Origin of the sequence: Pedobacter sp. SYSU D00535 (assembly GCF_017355855.1) — a bacterium.
GTDB lineage: Bacteria > Bacteroidota > Bacteroidia > Sphingobacteriales > Sphingobacteriaceae > Desertivirga.
This window is the reverse complement of the sequence record NZ_JAFEWD010000015.1, coordinates 1-17272: the sequence shown is the minus strand read 5'-3', so window position 1 is coordinate 17272 and position 17272 is coordinate 1. Positions and strand designations below refer to the sequence as shown.

The following is a 17272-nucleotide window of genomic DNA, read 5'->3' as shown; positions in this document are numbered from 1 at the left end:
TCTTGAGGAATAAAAGGATAATTTTATTTTTTCCACATTTATTCCGAAATCCACATTTGGAACAAAAACTATCTTAGAAGATCTGGTCTCCGCTCTTTTGTGCGTTGTAGCGCCTGCTCGTCCCGCCATTCGTCGATCTTTGCCTGGTTACCGCTTAATAAAATGTCAGGGACTTTATTACCCCTCCAATCCGCTGGCCGGGTGTAAACAGGAGCGTCGAGTAATTCCCCCTGAAAGGAATCAGAAAGGGCCGAGGTCTCATCCGATAATACGCCTGGAATCAGCCTTACGATCGCATCTACCAGCACGGCGGCGGGAAGCTCTCCGCCAGATAAAACATAATCTCCAATCGACAGCTCTTTAGTTACGTACAAATCTCTAATGCGCTGATCGATTCCTTTATAGTGACCACACAGTATTATAATATTTTTTTTTGAGGAAAGGTGGTTGGCAATGGTTTGATTCAAGGTCTGACCATCGGGCGTCATAAAAATTACTTCATCATAGGTCCTTTCCGATTGGAGTTTCTCAATACACAATGCAAAAGGTTCGACCATCATTACCATGCCGCTGCCACCCCCGTATGGATAGTCATCAACGCTTTTATGTTTGTTGGTGGAATAGTCCCTGAGGTTATGAACCACAATCTCTGTCAGGCCTTTTTTTTGTGCACGTTGTAAGATGGAGTGCGCGAAAGGACTTTCGAGTAAGCCGGGGAGCACCGTAATTATGTCAAATCTCATATCTTTAAAGCTGAAGTTTATAGAAGGTGGCCATGAGATCGTCTCATTCATTTAAATAGACATCAAGCAGTCCGTCTGGTAATCTAACCTGAACAACACCCTCATCATCGTCAATTGATCTGATAATTTCCTCGTTAAGAGGGAACATTATTTCCTGGAATTTATAGGCGACTACAGCAATGAATTGCTGAGGATATTCGTGTACCTCTATAATTTCTCCAAGTTCACCGTGCTGTTCGTCTATTGCGATAAACCCTTTCAAATCCGTATAATAGAACTCGTCATCTTCTCGTTCGGGTTTTTTAGTATTGGGCAGGAAGACGCTTTTTTTCAATAGCTTCTCCGCAACTTCAATAGTAGGCACATCTTCAAAATATATATATCCCGTTTTGTTTGTTTGCAATTTTACTGCAGCAGTGAAATAGGGAATAAGTTTTCCGTTGATTTCAATGAATACTGTATCGAGCTCGAGATCCTGATAGTCATCAAATTCAAAATAAATTTGCACCTCACCCTTCAGTCCTTTTGTTTTTGTGATATATCCTATATAGAAGCAGTCTTCGATCTTCATGGTCCAAAAATAAAAAAGCCATTGCGAGAGATATCACAATGGCTAAAAGTAAGTTTATAGAATATTACTCTGCGTTTTCTGCTGGAGTTTCTTCTGTTGCACCTTCTGCAGCACCTTCTTCAGTAGCAGGCTCTTCTTCTGCCGGAGGTGTATTTTTTGCAGCAATCGCAGCAGCTCTTTCTTCTTTCTTCTTAGCCTCAGCAGCCAGGGCAGCTTTTCTTGCTTCTTCCTTGCTTGAAGTTAATCCTTCTTTCTTGCCTTGGATTTTAGCATCTTTTGACTGAAGCCACTCGTTGAACTTTGCTTCTGCTTGTTCTGCAGTTAAAGCTCCTTTTTTAACGCCACCTTCCAGGTGTTTTTTGTAAAGCACGCCTTTGTAAGAAAGGATAGCACGGGCAGTATCAGTAGGCTGAGCTCCTTTGTTTACCCAGTCTAAAGCTTTATCGAAATTGATGTCAATAGTTGCAGGGTTGGTGTTTGGGTTGTAAGAACCTAAACGCTCAATAAATTTTCCATCTCTTGGAGCACGTGAATCTGCCACCACTACGTAGTAAAAAGGCTTCCCTTTTTTACCGTGTCTTTGCAATCTGATTTTAGTTGCCATTTTTAAAATTTATATTTATGTATTCAACATAGTTCCCGGAGCTTCATGCTGCGGGGCTGCAAAGATAATAAATTTATTGTTTCTTCAAATACAATTACCTCTTTTCTAGTACTAAAGCAGTATCCGCGTTTGTATAAATGAATTCCTTTATTACCTTTAGAAAACAATACTTAACTAACCAATAGTATTAGCAGTTTAAGAACGCTTTCACTTACGTTTTTCGGTAATAATTCATGAGGGGTATTTTAAATGCAGGGACTTTCTAAAATCTTGTCCTCTATTAATGATGCTGTGTGGTCATTTGATCTGGGCGAACAGAAGTTTGCCTATACAAACGATCGCATTCAGGAGCTATTTGGCGTTTCTGTTGATACCATTCAAAAGAAGGATCCTTTCTTTTTTATTGACTTCGTTTATCCGGATGACTACGATTTTGTAAAGATTGAGGCGGAAAGCGCCTTTCTTGGGAAAAACGTGGAGTTGGAGCACCGGTTATTGGTGGGCGGAAAGGTTAAGTGGGTTCAGAATAAGATTTCGGTGCTATTTGACGATGCTGGCCAGCCAGTTCTGGTAACCGGAATTGTATCAGATATAACAAGGAAGAAGCAAGACGAGATTACGTTTAGTGAGACGGAGAAGACCTTCAGGTATCTCTTCATAAACAATCCGAATCCGCTCTGGATTTATGACCGCGCAACGCTGAAGTTTTTAGCGATTAACCATGCAGCAGTTGTTAAGTACGGATATTCTGAGCGGGAGTTTCTGTCAATGACTATTGCTGATATCCGGCCGGAGGAGGATGTGCAGTCTCTGCTCGACAGCGTAAATGCTGTTGGTGACTCTTACTATAATTCCGGGAAATACTGGCGTCATATAAAAAAGAATGGCGAAATGATCTATGTCGACATCTCCGGACATGGACTGAAATACCGAGGTCGGGAAGCGGAGATAGTGATGGCGCATGATATCACTAAAGAGGTGGAAAGCCGTAAAAAGATTGCGCTCGCTCGAAGAAATCTTAACGCCTTAATCAACAACATTAACGACGAAATTTGGTCTATCGACTCTACTTACAAAATCATCTCTTCAAATGATGCCTTCAAGGAAGTTGTAAAAACAATTATAGGAAGGGAAATAGTGCATGGCGAATCGATATTCTTCCCAGAACTTCCACCTAACCTGATATTGGAATGGAAACAGTGCTATGAGCGGGCACTTAAGGGAGAATCTTTCTCATTTGTCTCTGTTTCGGACTTTGGACCAGGGAAGAAGTATTATCTGGAGACCAAGATGAGCCCGATCAGAAATAGGGAGGAGGTGATTGGGGTTTCTTGTATTTCCAGTAATATAAGTGCAAGGATCGAGGGCGAAAGAAAAATGGTAGAACAGAATAAACTCTTATTGGAGCTCCTTTCTATAGCTTCGCATGAGCTTCGTGGCCCAGTTGCCTCGCTTTTGGGGCTTACTAACGTTTTCAATACACGCAATTATGCGGATCCTTTTAATGCAGAAATTATTAAGCATGTTCAGGAACTTACCAGCCAACTCGACGAGGTGATCCATACGCTGGTAGACAAGACGTACCTCTTGCAGCAGGAGAACAAAGTTAAATATGCCGTTCCACGAAATCAATAAGGGAATGGATCACTTTTATGTGAATTTCTTGTGCACGATCTGCGAATGGGGATCTTGGAGCTCTGATCTCTACATCACACAGTTGCGCCATTTGTCCCCCATCTCTACCGGTTAGCCCGATTACCTTTATATTCTTTGTCCTGGCAGCCGTAATAGCTTTTAGTATATTTTCTGAATTTCCGCTTGTGCTTATTGCAAGTAACACATCGCCTTCCTGCCCGATCGCTTCTACCATCCTCGAAAATACAGAGGAATAACCGTAGTCGTTGGCAACGCAGGAAATGTGAGAAGGATCTGAAATGGAAATGGCAGCTAATGCAGGACGATCGTTTCTATAGCGCCCTGAAAGCTCTTCTGCAAAATGCATCGCGTCACACATAGAACCACCATTCCCACAGGAAATAACTTTTTTGCCAGCGGCAAAGGCTTGTACCAAGAGTGTTCCGGCTTTCGAAATCTTGTCAAAATTTTTCTCGTCGGCTAAAAACTCGGAAAGGACGTCCTGCGCTTCTAAAAAATGCTGTTTTATAGTATTCATCTGCAGTTCTTTCAGTGCTACAGGGAAAGGATATCAACAATACGAAGAAGATTAGGATTAATTTCCGAGATGTGCTTTATAGCATTATGGAAAGGTGTAAAATGAATGTTGTTGTTTACGATACCTGCCATCTCACCTTTTCGTCCCTGGATCAGAGCTTCTACCGCTGCAACTCCTAGTCGACTCGCCAGAACCCGGTCCATACAAGTTGGACGACCGCCTCTCTGAATATGCCCTAAAATGGAAAGTCGGGTGTCGAAGTGCGGGAAGCGCGCTTTGACTTTTTCAGCAACCTCAAATCCGCCAGCGTGCCGGCCTTCGGCTACCATGATAATACGCGATGCCTTATCCCGTCTTCCTTCCTCAAGTCTGCGGAAAAGTGCCTCAATATCTGTCTCTGATTCTGGTATCAAAATCGCTTCTGCGCCAGCTCCAATTCCGCTTCTTAAAGCGATCAACCCTGAATCCCGTCCCATCACTTCTACGATGAAAACACGGTCATGAGATTCGGCGGTGTCGCGTATTCTATCTACCGCATTTACAACATTATTGATAGCGGTATCATATCCAATAGTAAAATCTGTACCAATCAGGTCGTTATCGATGGTTCCCGGAAGTCCGATAACGGGAACTCCGTGTTCCTGGAGGAACACGTTTGCTCCGGTAAATGTTCCCTCTCCACCGATGGCAACCAATGCATCGATTTTATGCTTTTTAAGGTGCTCAAACGCTTTCATCCGGCCCTCCGGCGTTTTAAATTCTTCGCTTCGTGTGGTTTTTAATATTGTTCCCCCCCGCTGAATGATATTGGCTACTGATTTTCGGTTCATTGGAATAAATTCCCCGGCAATCATACCTTCATAACCCCTCATGATGCCCGTAACTTCCAAATTATGATATAAGGCGGTTCTTACAACTGCACGAATAGCGGCGTTCATTCCCGGAGCGTCTCCTCCTGAAGTATATACACCAATTTTTCTTATTGATTCCATTTTACTTATAAAAAGCAGCTTTGCCGCTGTCTAAAAATTGAATATAATTCTTAACGTCTAAATTAAATGCTTGTGGCGGAACTATTGTATTCCCGTCGGTATCTACAACCACATAATAGGGCTGAGAGTTTGTGCCGAACTTTTCGGTTTGTAAATGGCTCCATTTCTGGCCTAAATTCTTAATTTTTTTACCGCTTTTCGAAATAAATTTTTCGCTCTCGGGTAACTCGGTGCGGTCATCTACATAAAGTGATATTAATACGTAATCGTTTTTCAACCTTTTCAACACCTCTGGTTCAGACCACACTGATTCCTCCATTTTTCGACAATTTGCACAGGAATGTCCTGTAAAATCAATCAGAACCGGTTTGTTTACCTTCTTAGCGTGTGCTAGTCCTTCGTCAAAATCGTAAAAAGCATCGATTCCATGCGGAGCTTCAAAAAGCCCCATGTATTTTTTTACGGTCAGTGAATTTTCTTCTGAGTTGCTCCCGACAATGAAGTCTTGAGTAGCTCGGGGTGGAAGCCAGGCGCTCAGACTTTTTAATGGCGCTCCCCAAAGTCCCGGCACAAGGTAAAAAGCAAAGCCGAGAACGAGCATGGCAAAGAATAGTCTAGTAAGAGAGATAAACTCTACCGGAGAATCGTGAGCAAGTCTGATTTTTCCGAGTAAATAGAATCCCCAGATGAAGAATATGACAATCCATATTATCAGAAAAATGTCGCGATTTAAAAGTCCCCAGTGGTAGGCTAAATCTACATTCGATAGGAACTTGAACGCGAGGGCCAATTCCAAAAATCCAAGAGAGACCTTAATTACGTTCATCCAACCACCCGATTTCGGCATTTCCTTTAACCAGGATGGAAAAATTGCAAAAAGGGTAAAAGGGACGGCAAGAGCAGTTGAAAAGCCTAGCATTCCAGCTGCCGGTCCAAGTAGCTCTCCCTTGGCTACTGTTTCTACCAGCAGCGTTCCAATAATAGGTCCGGTACACGAAAATGAAACAAGAGCCAAAGTAAAGGCCATGAAAAAAAGGCCGATAAATCCGCCGCGGCTCGATTTTTCATCCATCTTATTTACCAGAGCTGATGGTAGGGTTATTTCAAAGGCCCCCAGAAATGATGCCCCAAAGATGATGAGTACAGCAAAGAAAATAAGGTTAAACGTTGCGCTGCTCGCTGCTTCATTTAGGGCTGAGGCGCCAAAGATTACAGTAACTAATAAGCCGAGGGCCACATAAATCAGGATGATAGATAAGCCGTAAATAGCAGCGCTTTGTATTCCTTTCGATCTAGATCCCGCTCTTTTAGTGAAAAATGACACGGTTAGCGGAATCATGGGGTAAATACAGGGCATAAAAAAAGCCAGCAGGCCACCAGCAAAGCCTGCCAGAAAAATTCCCCATAGCGTATTCTTTTCCGGGTCTTTCTTTGCTGCGGCAACAACAGTATTTTCAATGTTGGTAACCTCCGCTTTGCTCGTATCTATGATGGGAGAGGCGGCAGTAAGAGAAGCAGTATCGGGTAGTGGAACAGTAGAGGAATTAACAGCAGGAGCGATAGTTCCTGAAGGAGAGGAGGTCGTGACCGGTTTTTTTAAGGCTACAGGAATCGCAAATTCTACTTCCTCCGGAGGAAGGCACCGCTGATCGTTACATACCATAAACTCCAGTGTACCTGTCACCCTCGTTTGTGGCCTTTTAAGTTTTACCCGCTGAGTAAATATAACTTTCTTTTCATGCCAGGCGATGGGCATGTCGAAAGTTTTATCGTGAGCACTAATTGCTTTCGGTGTTTCTGAGACTTTATTTATCAACGAGTAGTCGGGCGAAGAAGCAAATTTGAAGGTTGTAGGAACGGGGCCTCCTTCTTGGATAAACTGAGAGTAAACATGCCACCCTGGCTCGATCTGGGCAGTAGCGGTTACTTCGGCTTCATCTTCTGCTACTTGCTTTGATGCAAAAGACCATTTCACAGGATTTTCAATCATTTGAGCCTGCGACTTTCCAAACAAAAGCACCAGCGTTAGTAGTAAAAGAGATTTTTTCATTGTCAAGGAATTATATAAGATAACTCTTTAAATCCATACGTATTCTCCTCGTCCGCAATTTTAAGCCTCAGAAATCCTTGCTCCGTTACACCTGTAATCACTCCTTCAACTTCTTTGTTTCCTATCCGAAACCTGGACGGCGTATTTAACTTATAGAGGTTTGTAACGTACTCGGCCATTAGGGAACTTCTGTCGCTCTTCAGCTGCTGGTAACGAATGGACACTTTATCGCAAATTTCCTTTAAGACATTTTGTAAATCATAATCCTGATGTAAGATTTTCTTAAGGGACGTAACATTGGTAATACCGGCTGGAAAATTAACCTGGTTTACATTTATCCCAATACCTACTATTGCGTATTTCCAGCTCGTTCCCTGCACGATGTTTTCAATCAAAACCCCGCCTAATTTTTGATTTTTAACATAAATGTCATTAGGCCATTTAATTTTCAGATCACGTCCAATAATAGGGGTCAGGGCGTCGTTAATAGCTAAGCTAACTGCGAGATTAAGTTGAAATTGATTTTCAGGTAAAAGAAAAGAGGGACAAAGTAGTATACTGAAAGTAAGGTTCATACCTGGTTCTGATACCCAGGTATTATTTACCTGTCCCCGCCCGGCAAATTGTTCTTCTGCCATTATTACAGTGCCTTCTGCTAGTGGCTCGCCTTTTGACAATAAGTTCTTTAAATAGGTATTAGTAGAATCTACTTGTCGTAAGGAGACAATATTTTGTCCAACAAATAATCCTGAAAAAGTGTTATTTTGCAAAATAGCGGAGTAGTAATTAAATTCATCCAAAACTAAATTTTTTTAATGGTAAAACACAAAGCAATTAATGAATCTACTTATGTTTCTGAACTAGTAATACACGGTATTCAGGAGAAAAAGGGAAATGAAATTGTTAGACTTGATTTAAGAAATATACATAGCTCAGTAGCAGACTATTTCGTGGTTTGTCATGCTGAATCCTCTACCCAGGTCCGGGCGATCGCATCAAGTGTTGAAGAGGAGGTTTATAAGGCTTCGCAGCAGTCCCCTGCTCGCATGGAGGGACTAGAACATGCCGAGTGGATCATATTGGATTACGTTGATGTAGTTGTACATATTTTCAAAACGGATAAGCGCGAGTTTTACGGAATCGAAGAGCTTTGGGGCGATGCCGAGATGAAGTATTTTAAAAGTGCCTGATTGGGGCTGAAACGCTTAAATAAATAAGAAAGTGAAAAACGACAATTATAAAAAAAACCTGAAAAAACGAGGTTCCAAGAAGATCGTTCCGAAGCCGCCAAAGTTCAATATAATGTGGCTGTATGCCGCTATCATTATTGGCCTGTTTGTGGTTCAATATCTTTTTAATGATAACAACGCCAAAAAGATTAGTTATCAGCAGTTTGAAACGCAGATGCTTCGTCCTGGTGACGTTGAAAAAATTGTAGCTTTCAAAAGCAATGATCTGATTACAGCAGAAGTTTATATCAAGCAGAATAAACTAAATCAGCCGAAGTACAAGGATGTTCGTGGCAATGAATCGTTCAATATGTCGGGGAACAATCCTCAATATTTTTTCACCTACGGATCGTTCGATGCCCTTACCGCGAAGCTAAACGAAGCTGAAAAGGAGCTGCCGGCTGAGCAACGCACTCCGTTAGTGTTCGATTCGCGTGAGAACTTTTGGGCTAGTTGGTTCATGTCTATTATTCTGCCCGTGCTCTTGCTTATCGGTTTCTGGATCTTCATCATGCGCAGAATGGGTGGTGGAGCAGGCGGCGGTGCTGGCGGCCAGATTTTCAATATTGGGAAATCTAAAGCCACGCTGTTCGATAAAGAGTCTCAGGTGAACGTTACGTTTAATGATGTGGCCGGGTTGGAAGAGGCGAAGCAGGAAGTCATGGAAATTGTAGATTTCTTAAAGAACCCTCAGAAATATACCAACCTTGGGGGTAAAATCCCTAAAGGAGCTTTGTTGGTAGGATCTCCTGGAACAGGAAAAACCCTGCTTGCAAAGGCGGTGGCTGGGGAAGCGCAAGTGCCATTCTTCTCACTCTCGGGCTCTGACTTTGTTGAGATGTTTGTGGGGGTGGGTGCGTCTCGTGTCCGCGATTTATTCCGTCAGGCGAAAGACAAAGCCCCTTGTATTATTTTCATCGATGAGATCGATGCTATCGGCCGCGCTCGCGGTAAGAATAATATTGTCGGAGGTAATGACGAACGTGAGAATACGCTGAACCAGCTACTTGTTGAGATGGATGGTTTTGGTACTGATTCTGGTATTATTATCATGGCTGCTACTAACCGACCTGACGTTCTTGACTCTGCATTGCTTCGTCCCGGACGTTTTGACAGACAAATTTCTATCGACAAACCAGACTTGGTAGGTCGAGAGCAAATATTTAAGGTTCACCTTGCGCCGATTAAGTTATCCGAAGAGGTGGATCCAAAGAAACTATCAGCACAAACTCCAGGGTTTGCAGGAGCGGAGATCGCCAACGTATGTAATGAAGCTGCCCTGATTGCCGCCCGGAAGAACAAGGAGTCAGTTGATATGCAGGATTTTCAGGACGCAATTGACAGGGTTATTGGTGGTCTTGAGAAAAAAAATAAAATTATTTCACCAGAAGAGAAAAGGATCGTGGCTTACCACGAGGCAGGGCATGCCATTGCCGGATGGTTTTTGGAGCATGCAGATCCATTGGTTAAGGTTTCTATCGTGCCACGTGGTGTTGCTGCGTTGGGGTATGCGCAATATCTGCCGAAGGAACAGTTTTTATATACAACTGAGCAGCTAATTGATGGGATGTGCATGACGATGGGAGGAAGAGTTGCAGAAGATATCATCTTCGGCAAAATTTCTACCGGTGCACAAAACGACCTGGAGCGCATTACTAAATTGTCCTACGCGATGATTACACTTTACGGGATGAATCCTAAAGTGGGGAATATTTCCTTTAACGAGCAGCAGGAGCAATTCAATAGACCTTATTCCGAAAAAACAGCAGAGCTTATTGATGAGGAGGTTAGAAACTTGATTGGTTCAGTGTATAGCCGTACTAAGCAGCTGTTAACGGATAAACAAGAGGGGCTAGAGAAGCTTGCTCAGAAGCTTTTGGAGAAAGAGATCTTATTCCAAAGCGATCTGGAAGAAATTTTAGGAAAGCGTCCTTTCAGTCATCGTACTACTTACGATGAATATGTGAATGGAGATGATGACAGTGGGAACCAGCGTCCCGTAGCAGAAAATCTGCATCCGGAGCCGGTTGGTGATACATCCGACCCATTGAAAAGTTCAGAGCAAGGAAACGTTTAAATGAAGTTAGCCCCGGAATTTCCGGGGCTTTTCTTTGAACTAAGGTTTTGATAACCGATTTTTGCGCAGTTTTATAGAGGCAGGATAATGAAAGAAACAACTTCAAAAGAAAAAATGCTGAAGAAGATTAGGAAGGCTTTGCTCGAGAAGCGCGATAACCCTTATCCTAATCTGGAAGAAGCTCCCTTGTATCCTGCTTACGACGACTTCCTGGAAATACTTTTTGCCGAACAATTAAGTTTAGTTGCTGGCAAATTTGTGTTTTGTGAAGACCAAATTCAATTTGTCGAAAACCTTTTATTGCTCGCTGATGAGAAGGGCTGGCGAAAAATCTACTGCTGGGAGCCCTCACTACAAAAGCTTCTTCAGACCTATGAGTTCCCATTTTACAGCACTGATACCGACTTCAGTCAGGCCGAGGTGGGCATTACAGGTTGCGAGTCGTTAATAGCCAGAAACGGAAGCATATTAATTTCTAACGGCAATGAGAGTGGGCGTCGGCTAAGTATATTTCCTCACTATCATATAGTGGTAGCCTACACCTCACAGCTGGTTCTTGATTTAAAAGACGCGCTAAAGAAGGTGAAGAGCAAGTATGGGGATCGCCTCCCTAGTATGCTAACGACGGTTACCGGACCCAGCCGGACTGCCGATATAGAGAAAACCTTGGTTCTTGGTGCTCATGGCCCCAAGGAGCTGATCGTGTTCCTCCTTGAAGGCTAATTATTTCGACTGTTCAACACATTGTTGATTTTTCGGAGCAGATCGTCGGCAACAAAGGGTTTAGTAATAAATTCGTTCATACCTGCCAGATAACACAATTTCTCGTCCTCAATCATTGCTGAGGCGGTTAGCGCAATTACCGGAGTAGACAATTTCAAATCTTTACGAATCTGCCGCGTAGTCTCCAAGCCGTCCATATCGTCCATTTGCATATCCATAAGCACAAGGTCGAACTTCTTTTGTTTTAAAAGGAACAGGGCTACAAACCCATTGTCTGCCACTTCAACTTCGACACCAGCTTTTTGAAGCGTTTGTCTTACCACGCTTTGGTTCAACAAATTATCTTCTACCACTAAAATCTTTTTTCCGGACAGACAGAGATCAAATGAAGAAGTTTCTTCTTCCATGTTTTCTGCAATTGGCTGGGTGGTGATAGTAAATGGAATTTTTACTTCAAACGTACTTCCCTTTCCCGGTTCACTTTCTACAGTGATGGTTCCAGCCAGTAAATCTACCAGCTCTTTTACGATGGTAAGACCGAGCCCCGTTCCTCCATATTCTCTGGTAATGCTCGCGCTACTTTGTGTAAAGCTTTCGAAAATTGCTTCCAGCTTGTTTTTAGGAATGCCGATGCCAGTATCACGGACCATAAAACTAATGTAGAATCGCTCCTTTTCTTTATACTGGCTTCGCATAAGAAGTTCGACGATACCACCCTGCCCCGTAAACTTAATGGCGTTACTAAGCAGATTAGAGATTATTTGGCTTAGTCGAGTTGGATCACCCAATACTCTGCCGGGTAATGTAGGATCAAGGTCAAGTTTGAGCATCACCCTTTTTTCCTCTGCAAGTGGGCGGAAACTGAGCAATAGCTGCCGCACCATCGAGCTAACATCAATTGAAATCCTTTCAACATCGAGGAGGCCCGATCTTATTTTTGAGAGATCCAAAATGTCATTAACAATAGCAATAAGTAGGTTAGAGGATTGGCGAATGATCGAGACATATTCTTGTTGCTCCTTGTTCAGCGTCGTAAGGTCAAGCAGATTAGTAATTCCGATCACATTATTCACAGGAGTGCGTATTTCGTGGCTCATATTGGCAAGGAATCTTTCCTGATGAACCTTGGCTTCCTCGGCCAGATGCCGGGCTTTCTTAAGCTCGTCTTCGTATCTCTTCCTGTCAGTAACATCCGTAGCGATAGCGGCAATACCGAATATCAGACCTTCCTCATCGCGAAGAGGAAACTTGTAAGTTAGAAAATCCCTCTTTTCCCTGTAGATTACAACGCGCTCCAAAGCTTCAGCCGGCTGCCCCTTAGATAATATTTCTGTTTCATCTTGCTGGTCGTACTGGACATAGTTCCCCGACACGAGCTCGGAATGGTGCTTTCCAATGATCTGATTGTTTCGAAGGTTCATTAACTGCCTGAAGCGGTCGTTTACCAGTGTATAGCGACCCGTAGTATCTTTAATATAGATCACCGAAGGGTTATTGTTTATGAGCAATTGTAGTAACTGTTCGTGTTTTCTTCGTTCAATGTTGCTTTCTTGCTCTTTCCGTTGAGCTGCTAGCTGGTTTTTGAAAGTTTGTGAAAGCGCCAAGAAGCCCCAGAGGAATACACTGATAATAAATATGGACCCGACTAGGGCGGTCCATAGCGAAATTAAACTCGATTTCTGTGTGTCGAATGATGCTGTCGCTAATAGCTTTTTCTGCTGAGTGTTTATCTCCTCTAGTTGAAGCCAGAGGATGTTAAAATCCGAGTTATTCTCTTCAAAGAACCGAAGCGTTTCTGTTCCGTCCAGAGGAGCTGCTAACCTGCTTAATTGACTTAGCATTGCCCCTTGTTTTAATTTGAAATAGAAACTTAGTGAATCAACGCTTGCGCGAAGGGTGCTATCGCTGCCAACGGCCTGGCTCAAAGCGTGTAGAGCCTTTTGAAACACTTTAGCACTTTGTAGTACCTTGTCTCTATTTTGCCCGTTCGGAGCTAGTACAAAGGATTTAAAGTTTTCTTGGACATTGCCGAGAGCCGAGCTAGCCCGTAAATACTCTGAGTTTGTATCCTGTGCCTTCAGTACCACTTGTGTGTTGGTGAAGATCTGGTAGTTAGTTTTAACAAGCAAGGATGAGAACAGAACAACAGAAAGCAGGATAATAACACCAACTATACTCAGTCGACTTTTCGAATTCATCAGTATTTCAATGTGAAAAGGTGTTTATTATCAAACTTAAATGAAAAAGCTAATAATATTAGGTATTATTTTTTTAAAATCCAAGGTGTTGGAAGCTTGCCTGTTGCAGGCGGAGGAGGTAGATGGGCTTTAAAAAGAAAAAGCCGCTTGATGCGGCTTAGAGCTTATAGTTTTTCTCTTAACGATTCAATCAAACGGCCACCCTTATAATAATACCTTTTCCAGTACGATTCATTCAGGTTACTAATCATGACACCCCGACTACTGGATGCATGAGCAAACTTATTGTTCCCCAGGTAGACGCCGACGTGAGAGATGGCTCTGCTATTTATTTTGAAAAAAACCAGGTCTCCCTCTTGCAATTCTTCCTTGTTAATTGGGTTGACCATGCTGAAAATATTCCGCGAATTATTTCCGATTACGGTGTTGAATACTTTTTCATAGAGCTGATAAGCGAATCCCGAACAGTCAATGCCTCTTTTGGTATCGCCTCCCAAGCGATAAGGCGTACCCAACCAGTCGTATACAAATTCGTAAAGTTTAACATTTTCGGTAGCTGAAACGGCTAAACCCATTATCTGCGAGAAGTAATCCTTTGCAAGATTATCTGGATCTTCAGTTTTTTTCGTTGTTTGTGCCTGGGAAGACACAGTTCCTAACACTAGCAGCAACGCCGCTATTACTTTTTTTCCCATTTTTTAAACTCGTTTATCAGTTAAACAACAAGTACTTATAAACGCCCTCTTTACCTTTTTAGGTGCGAGCAGTGCAAAAGTAGAAATTAAAACCACTAAAAAAAGGATTTATGTCTCTTTTTAACAACTTTTAACTACCAATCTGTATAATCTACTGGACAGATCTCACTTAGAACAGCAGGGTACGAAGGTTTTACGTATGTGCCAAAGGGAGGTTACGCCGAAAACAAATTGGTCACCCTGAGTGTTGGCGGATGCCCAAAAAGGGGGGGTGTTGGTTTTTAATAAAAAAAACCCCGCCGAATGAGTCGACAGGGCTAACCTAAACCTTATCACAATTGTGACGGAACAAAGGTAACATATTAGGTGTTGGAACATTTAATAATTTTGTAATATTTTTTTGACCTGGTTGGTGGAGTTGGTATAGCAATTGCGTAGTAGAAGTGTCAAATACCCGAATCTCCTTAATTTTTTCTTGAGTAGAAGATTTCTGCAAGTTGTAGAATAGTTCTACAATCCCCTTTTTTCTGTTTTATATCACCTGCCTGTATATCAGCTATTTACATAATTCTTTCTCACTGGCACGAGTTTCTCGCCTTGGTTTTGCGTGTGAGTGCTTTAACAACTGCGTTCTTTCTAAGTTTTAAATTTTTGTAACACCTTCTGACGCCCGGCGTAAGAAGGTGCTAAGTGTGAATGAGTTATGAGAAAAGTGAATCGTTATTTTTTAATTTTATTAGGGCTAGTTGTGTTCTCTTGTAAGAAGGACAACAGCGAAGAAAGCCAGAATTTCAGTGTTAGAGATATTGCAGTGTCTGCAACCAGACTAGCAGGAGTGAGAACCGATGGTTTATCTGATAAAAAGCAAGAACTTCAGGAACTAATTGACAAATATGCCCGCCAGCGCAGAGCTATTCGTTTGGATAAGGGGAAATACGTCATTTCCGGAGCTCTGAATATCCCTTCCAATACATCCTTAGAGGGTACAGAGGATGGGACAGAAATCGTGTTGCAAGCGGGCAGTTCTGCTTCTCAAGCAGTATTGAATATCGCTGAGGGAAGTAGGAATATTACTATAAAGAATATCAGGATCAATGCCGATCAGGCAAAAAATTCCGGGGCTAACCTTTCAGCTGTATTGATCAGTGAAGGGTCAAGCGACCTATATTTTAGCAATGTTGTTTTCGCTGGTGGAAGAGACCGCGCTAGCGTGCAGGTAGAGGGTTCAGAAAGTAGCAATTTAAGATTTTTGAACTGTGTGTTCTCTGAGTCAGGAAAAAGCGCAATGGTGCTTAAGGGAGCGAATAATGTGATTGTGAGTGAATCGACTTTTGAAAAGTGGGGTTCACAGGATGCGAATTCGCCAGCAGTTCTTTTTACAGGACAAGACAATAGTGAAGTACAAGTAGTAAATAATACCTTTAGCAATAGTTTGGGTAAGCGTTTTGCAATTGAAAGCGCAGGAGCTAAAGTAACGGCTTCGAAGATTTCGGGCAACAAGTTGAACGACGCACTTAATCTTGGCGGAAACGGCATCTATGGTCATTTCTCAAAAACAGAAGTATCAAACAACGTTTTAGCTGGGGGATCTGGTTCAGGTAGCACTATCGAACTAATAGGTACAGAAAACGTCGTTTCGAATAATACCACAGCGTCTGCAGGTACAATCGAGGAGCCAGTGGCTACACCTGTTACTCCTGCACCAGCACCAGCGCCAGCACCAGCTCCGGTGTTAGATCCAGTAATTACACCTGCACCTTCTACAGGAAGTGCTAGCTATCCTTTCCAGAACGTAGGTGATCAGCGGAATAACTTACAGCAGTTGATCAACACTCATGCTTCAAAAGGTACAGTTTTAAGGTTGCCAGCCGGCCGTTATGTAATTTCTAATGTGATTACCCTGCCTTCTAATACGAGCATTGAGGGTGTAGGCCCAGGTACCGAAATATTCTTAACAGGTGGCAGCGCTGCGGGCCGTAATGTATTCAGAATTAATAAGGGAACAAGCAACATTAAACTGAGAAATCTTAAATTGAATGCAAACCAGTCTCAGAACTCTGGTGCAGACCTTGTTGCTCTTTATGTAACAGAAGGGGTTAATGGAATTGACTGTGAAGGTGTGACGATTGCCGGAGGAAGAGACAGAGGCGTAGTGCAAATAAAGGGTCTAAATCATGCGCAAACTACGAACGTGAGATTCGTAAATTGCGTGTTCCCTGAGTCTGGACGGACAGGAATTGAATTAAGGGGAACCCGTAACGTAGTGATTAGCAAATGTTTGTTTACTGATTGGGGATCTCAAAATCCTCATTCGCCAGCAATACAACTTCAGAGTCAGGACAACGTAAACGTTCAAATCACAGAGAATACCTTTAATAATACCATGGGAATTCAGTTTGCTATCGAGTGTGCTGCTGCCTATGTAGTTGATTCAAAGATCTCCAATAACAGATTGAACGACCCTAAGAATTTGGGCGGTAATGGCATCTCTGGATATTTTAAAAATACCGAAGTGAGCAATAACGTATTGACTGGCGGTAACGGTAACCAGCGTAGCGGATTAGAGATCTTCGGAGTAAGGAATAATATTATCTCCAATACGATCAGCGCCGGTTTAATAGCTATTGCACATGGGCTTGGTGAAGACGGGGCTTATATCAATATTAAGAACAATACAGTAAAATCTAAGGGCCAAAATGCTTCTGGCATTTTGATGGGGAACGGTAGATATGATTTGCACGACATTACTGTAGCAAATAACTATGTGGACACCAGAGCAGCAACAGGGAACTCGTCAGGAATTGTAGTAGGTACTTACGGATCTCGTCGGGTAGTTACAAACGTGAAAGTCGAGAACAACACAATTTTCTCTAACGCTTTTTGTATTCGCATGGAGTCCCTTCCCGTAAGTAGAAACATCTATCTGACAAGCAATGTTTGCAAGGCTGGAATGGCATGGCTGGGAGTGATAACTAACACATTTGAAAATGTGGTAGCTACCGGAAACGTAAAAGAAATGGCCAACAAGGGAATTATATATAGCACCTCAATGGCGAAAATAAGTGAAAGGTAAACGAATTTATCCTTAAGAAGAGGCTGTCTCAAAAGGGCAGCCTCTTTTCTTGTATAAAGGAGTAGATTTCGGTAAATTGAGGCATGGGAACAAAGCGCTCAACAGCGGTAGTTTTTAAGCCTTACGATCCGGCTCAGATGTCAC

General features: G+C 42.6%; 14 protein-coding genes. 5 read left to right on the top strand and 9 right to left on the bottom strand.

All coding sequences use genetic code 11. The annotated features are described in order from the left end of the window. Positions 1-68: 68 nt before the first annotated feature. The 3 genes from trmD to J4N23_RS19515 form a co-directional block, all read right to left on the bottom strand. Positions 69-743 carry a tRNA (guanosine(37)-N1)-methyltransferase TrmD gene (gene trmD, locus J4N23_RS19525; RefSeq protein WP_207429529.1) on the bottom strand — a complete coding sequence of 225 codons (675 nt, stop codon included), beginning with the start codon at positions 741-743 and terminating at the stop codon, positions 69-71. Positions 744-786: 43 nt separating this feature from the next. After that, a complete protein-coding gene (gene rimM / locus J4N23_RS19520) occupies positions 787-1314 on the bottom strand; it encodes a ribosome maturation factor RimM (protein ID WP_207429528.1) in 528 nt (175 codons plus the stop codon). Positions 1315-1378: 64 nt separating this feature from the next. Beyond that, complete coding sequence (locus tag J4N23_RS19515; protein WP_207429527.1) at positions 1379-1918, bottom strand: 30S ribosomal protein S16; 540 nt, start codon at positions 1916-1918, stop codon at positions 1379-1381. A 249-nt stretch (positions 1919-2167) separates the two neighbouring features. Here J4N23_RS19515 and J4N23_RS19510 point away from each other — a divergent pair, with 249 nt between their 5' ends. Next, positions 2168-3553, top strand: a complete 1386-nt coding sequence (locus J4N23_RS19510; protein WP_207429526.1) for a PAS domain S-box protein — start codon at positions 2168-2170, stop codon at positions 3551-3553. Here the strand turns inward: J4N23_RS19510 and lpcA are convergent. From lpcA to J4N23_RS19490, 4 genes are read right to left on the bottom strand one after another with little or no spacing between them, the layout of a single operon-like run. Next, positions 3525-4091, bottom strand: coding sequence for a D-sedoheptulose 7-phosphate isomerase (gene lpcA, locus J4N23_RS19505; protein ID WP_207429525.1), 567 nt, complete (start codon positions 4089-4091; stop codon positions 3525-3527). The two genes, J4N23_RS19510 and lpcA, sit on opposite strands and share 29 nt — an antisense overlap. Positions 4092-4108: 17 nt before the next feature. Continuing rightward, positions 4109-5083 carry a 6-phosphofructokinase gene (pfkA, locus tag J4N23_RS19500; RefSeq protein ID WP_207429524.1) on the bottom strand — a complete coding sequence of 325 codons (975 nt, stop codon included), beginning with the start codon at positions 5081-5083 and terminating at the stop codon, positions 4109-4111. 1 nt (position 5084) lies between these two features. Continuing rightward, positions 5085-7133, bottom strand: coding sequence for a thioredoxin family protein (locus tag J4N23_RS19495; protein ID WP_207429523.1), 2049 nt, complete (start codon positions 7131-7133; stop codon positions 5085-5087). A 2-nt stretch (positions 7134-7135) separates the two neighbouring features. Next, positions 7136-7933, bottom strand: coding sequence for a biotin--[acetyl-CoA-carboxylase] ligase (locus tag J4N23_RS19490; protein ID WP_242689297.1), 798 nt, complete (start codon positions 7931-7933; stop codon positions 7136-7138). A gap of 15 nt (positions 7934-7948) precedes the next feature. Here J4N23_RS19490 and rsfS point away from each other — a divergent pair, with 15 nt between their 5' ends. The 3 genes from rsfS to J4N23_RS19475 all read left to right on the top strand — a co-directional run bounded on the left by rsfS (position 7949) and on the right by J4N23_RS19475 (position 11162). Further along, entirely contained in the window at positions 7949-8323 is a 375-nt protein-coding gene (rsfS, locus tag J4N23_RS19485; RefSeq protein ID WP_207429522.1) for a ribosome silencing factor, read from the top strand. 112 nt (positions 8324-8435) lie between these two features. Further along, on the top strand, positions 8436-10439 hold the full coding sequence (ftsH, locus tag J4N23_RS19480; protein WP_242689301.1) for an ATP-dependent zinc metalloprotease FtsH: 2004 nt from the start codon (positions 8436-8438) through the stop codon (positions 10437-10439). 87 nt (positions 10440-10526) lie between these two features. Then, positions 10527-11162, top strand: coding sequence for a lactate utilization protein (locus J4N23_RS19475; protein WP_207429521.1), 636 nt, complete (start codon positions 10527-10529; stop codon positions 11160-11162). Here the strand turns inward: J4N23_RS19475 and J4N23_RS19470 are convergent. Both J4N23_RS19470 and J4N23_RS19465 read right to left on the bottom strand, forming a co-directional pair. Beyond that, positions 11159-13360 carry an ATP-binding protein gene (locus tag J4N23_RS19470; RefSeq protein ID WP_207429520.1) on the bottom strand — a complete coding sequence of 734 codons (2202 nt, stop codon included), beginning with the start codon at positions 13358-13360 and terminating at the stop codon, positions 11159-11161. The two genes, J4N23_RS19475 and J4N23_RS19470, sit on opposite strands and share 4 nt — an antisense overlap. A 164-nt stretch (positions 13361-13524) precedes the next feature. Then, complete coding sequence (locus J4N23_RS19465; protein ID WP_207429519.1) at positions 13525-14055, bottom strand: C40 family peptidase; 531 nt, start codon at positions 14053-14055, stop codon at positions 13525-13527. Between the two features lie 703 nt (positions 14056-14758). On the opposite strand from J4N23_RS19465, the gene J4N23_RS19460 reads away from it, so the two are divergent. Beyond that, positions 14759-17128 (top strand): right-handed parallel beta-helix repeat-containing protein, encoded by a 2370-nt coding sequence (locus J4N23_RS19460; protein WP_207429518.1) that lies wholly within the window; start codon positions 14759-14761, stop codon positions 17126-17128. Positions 17129-17272: the final 144 nt, after the last annotated feature.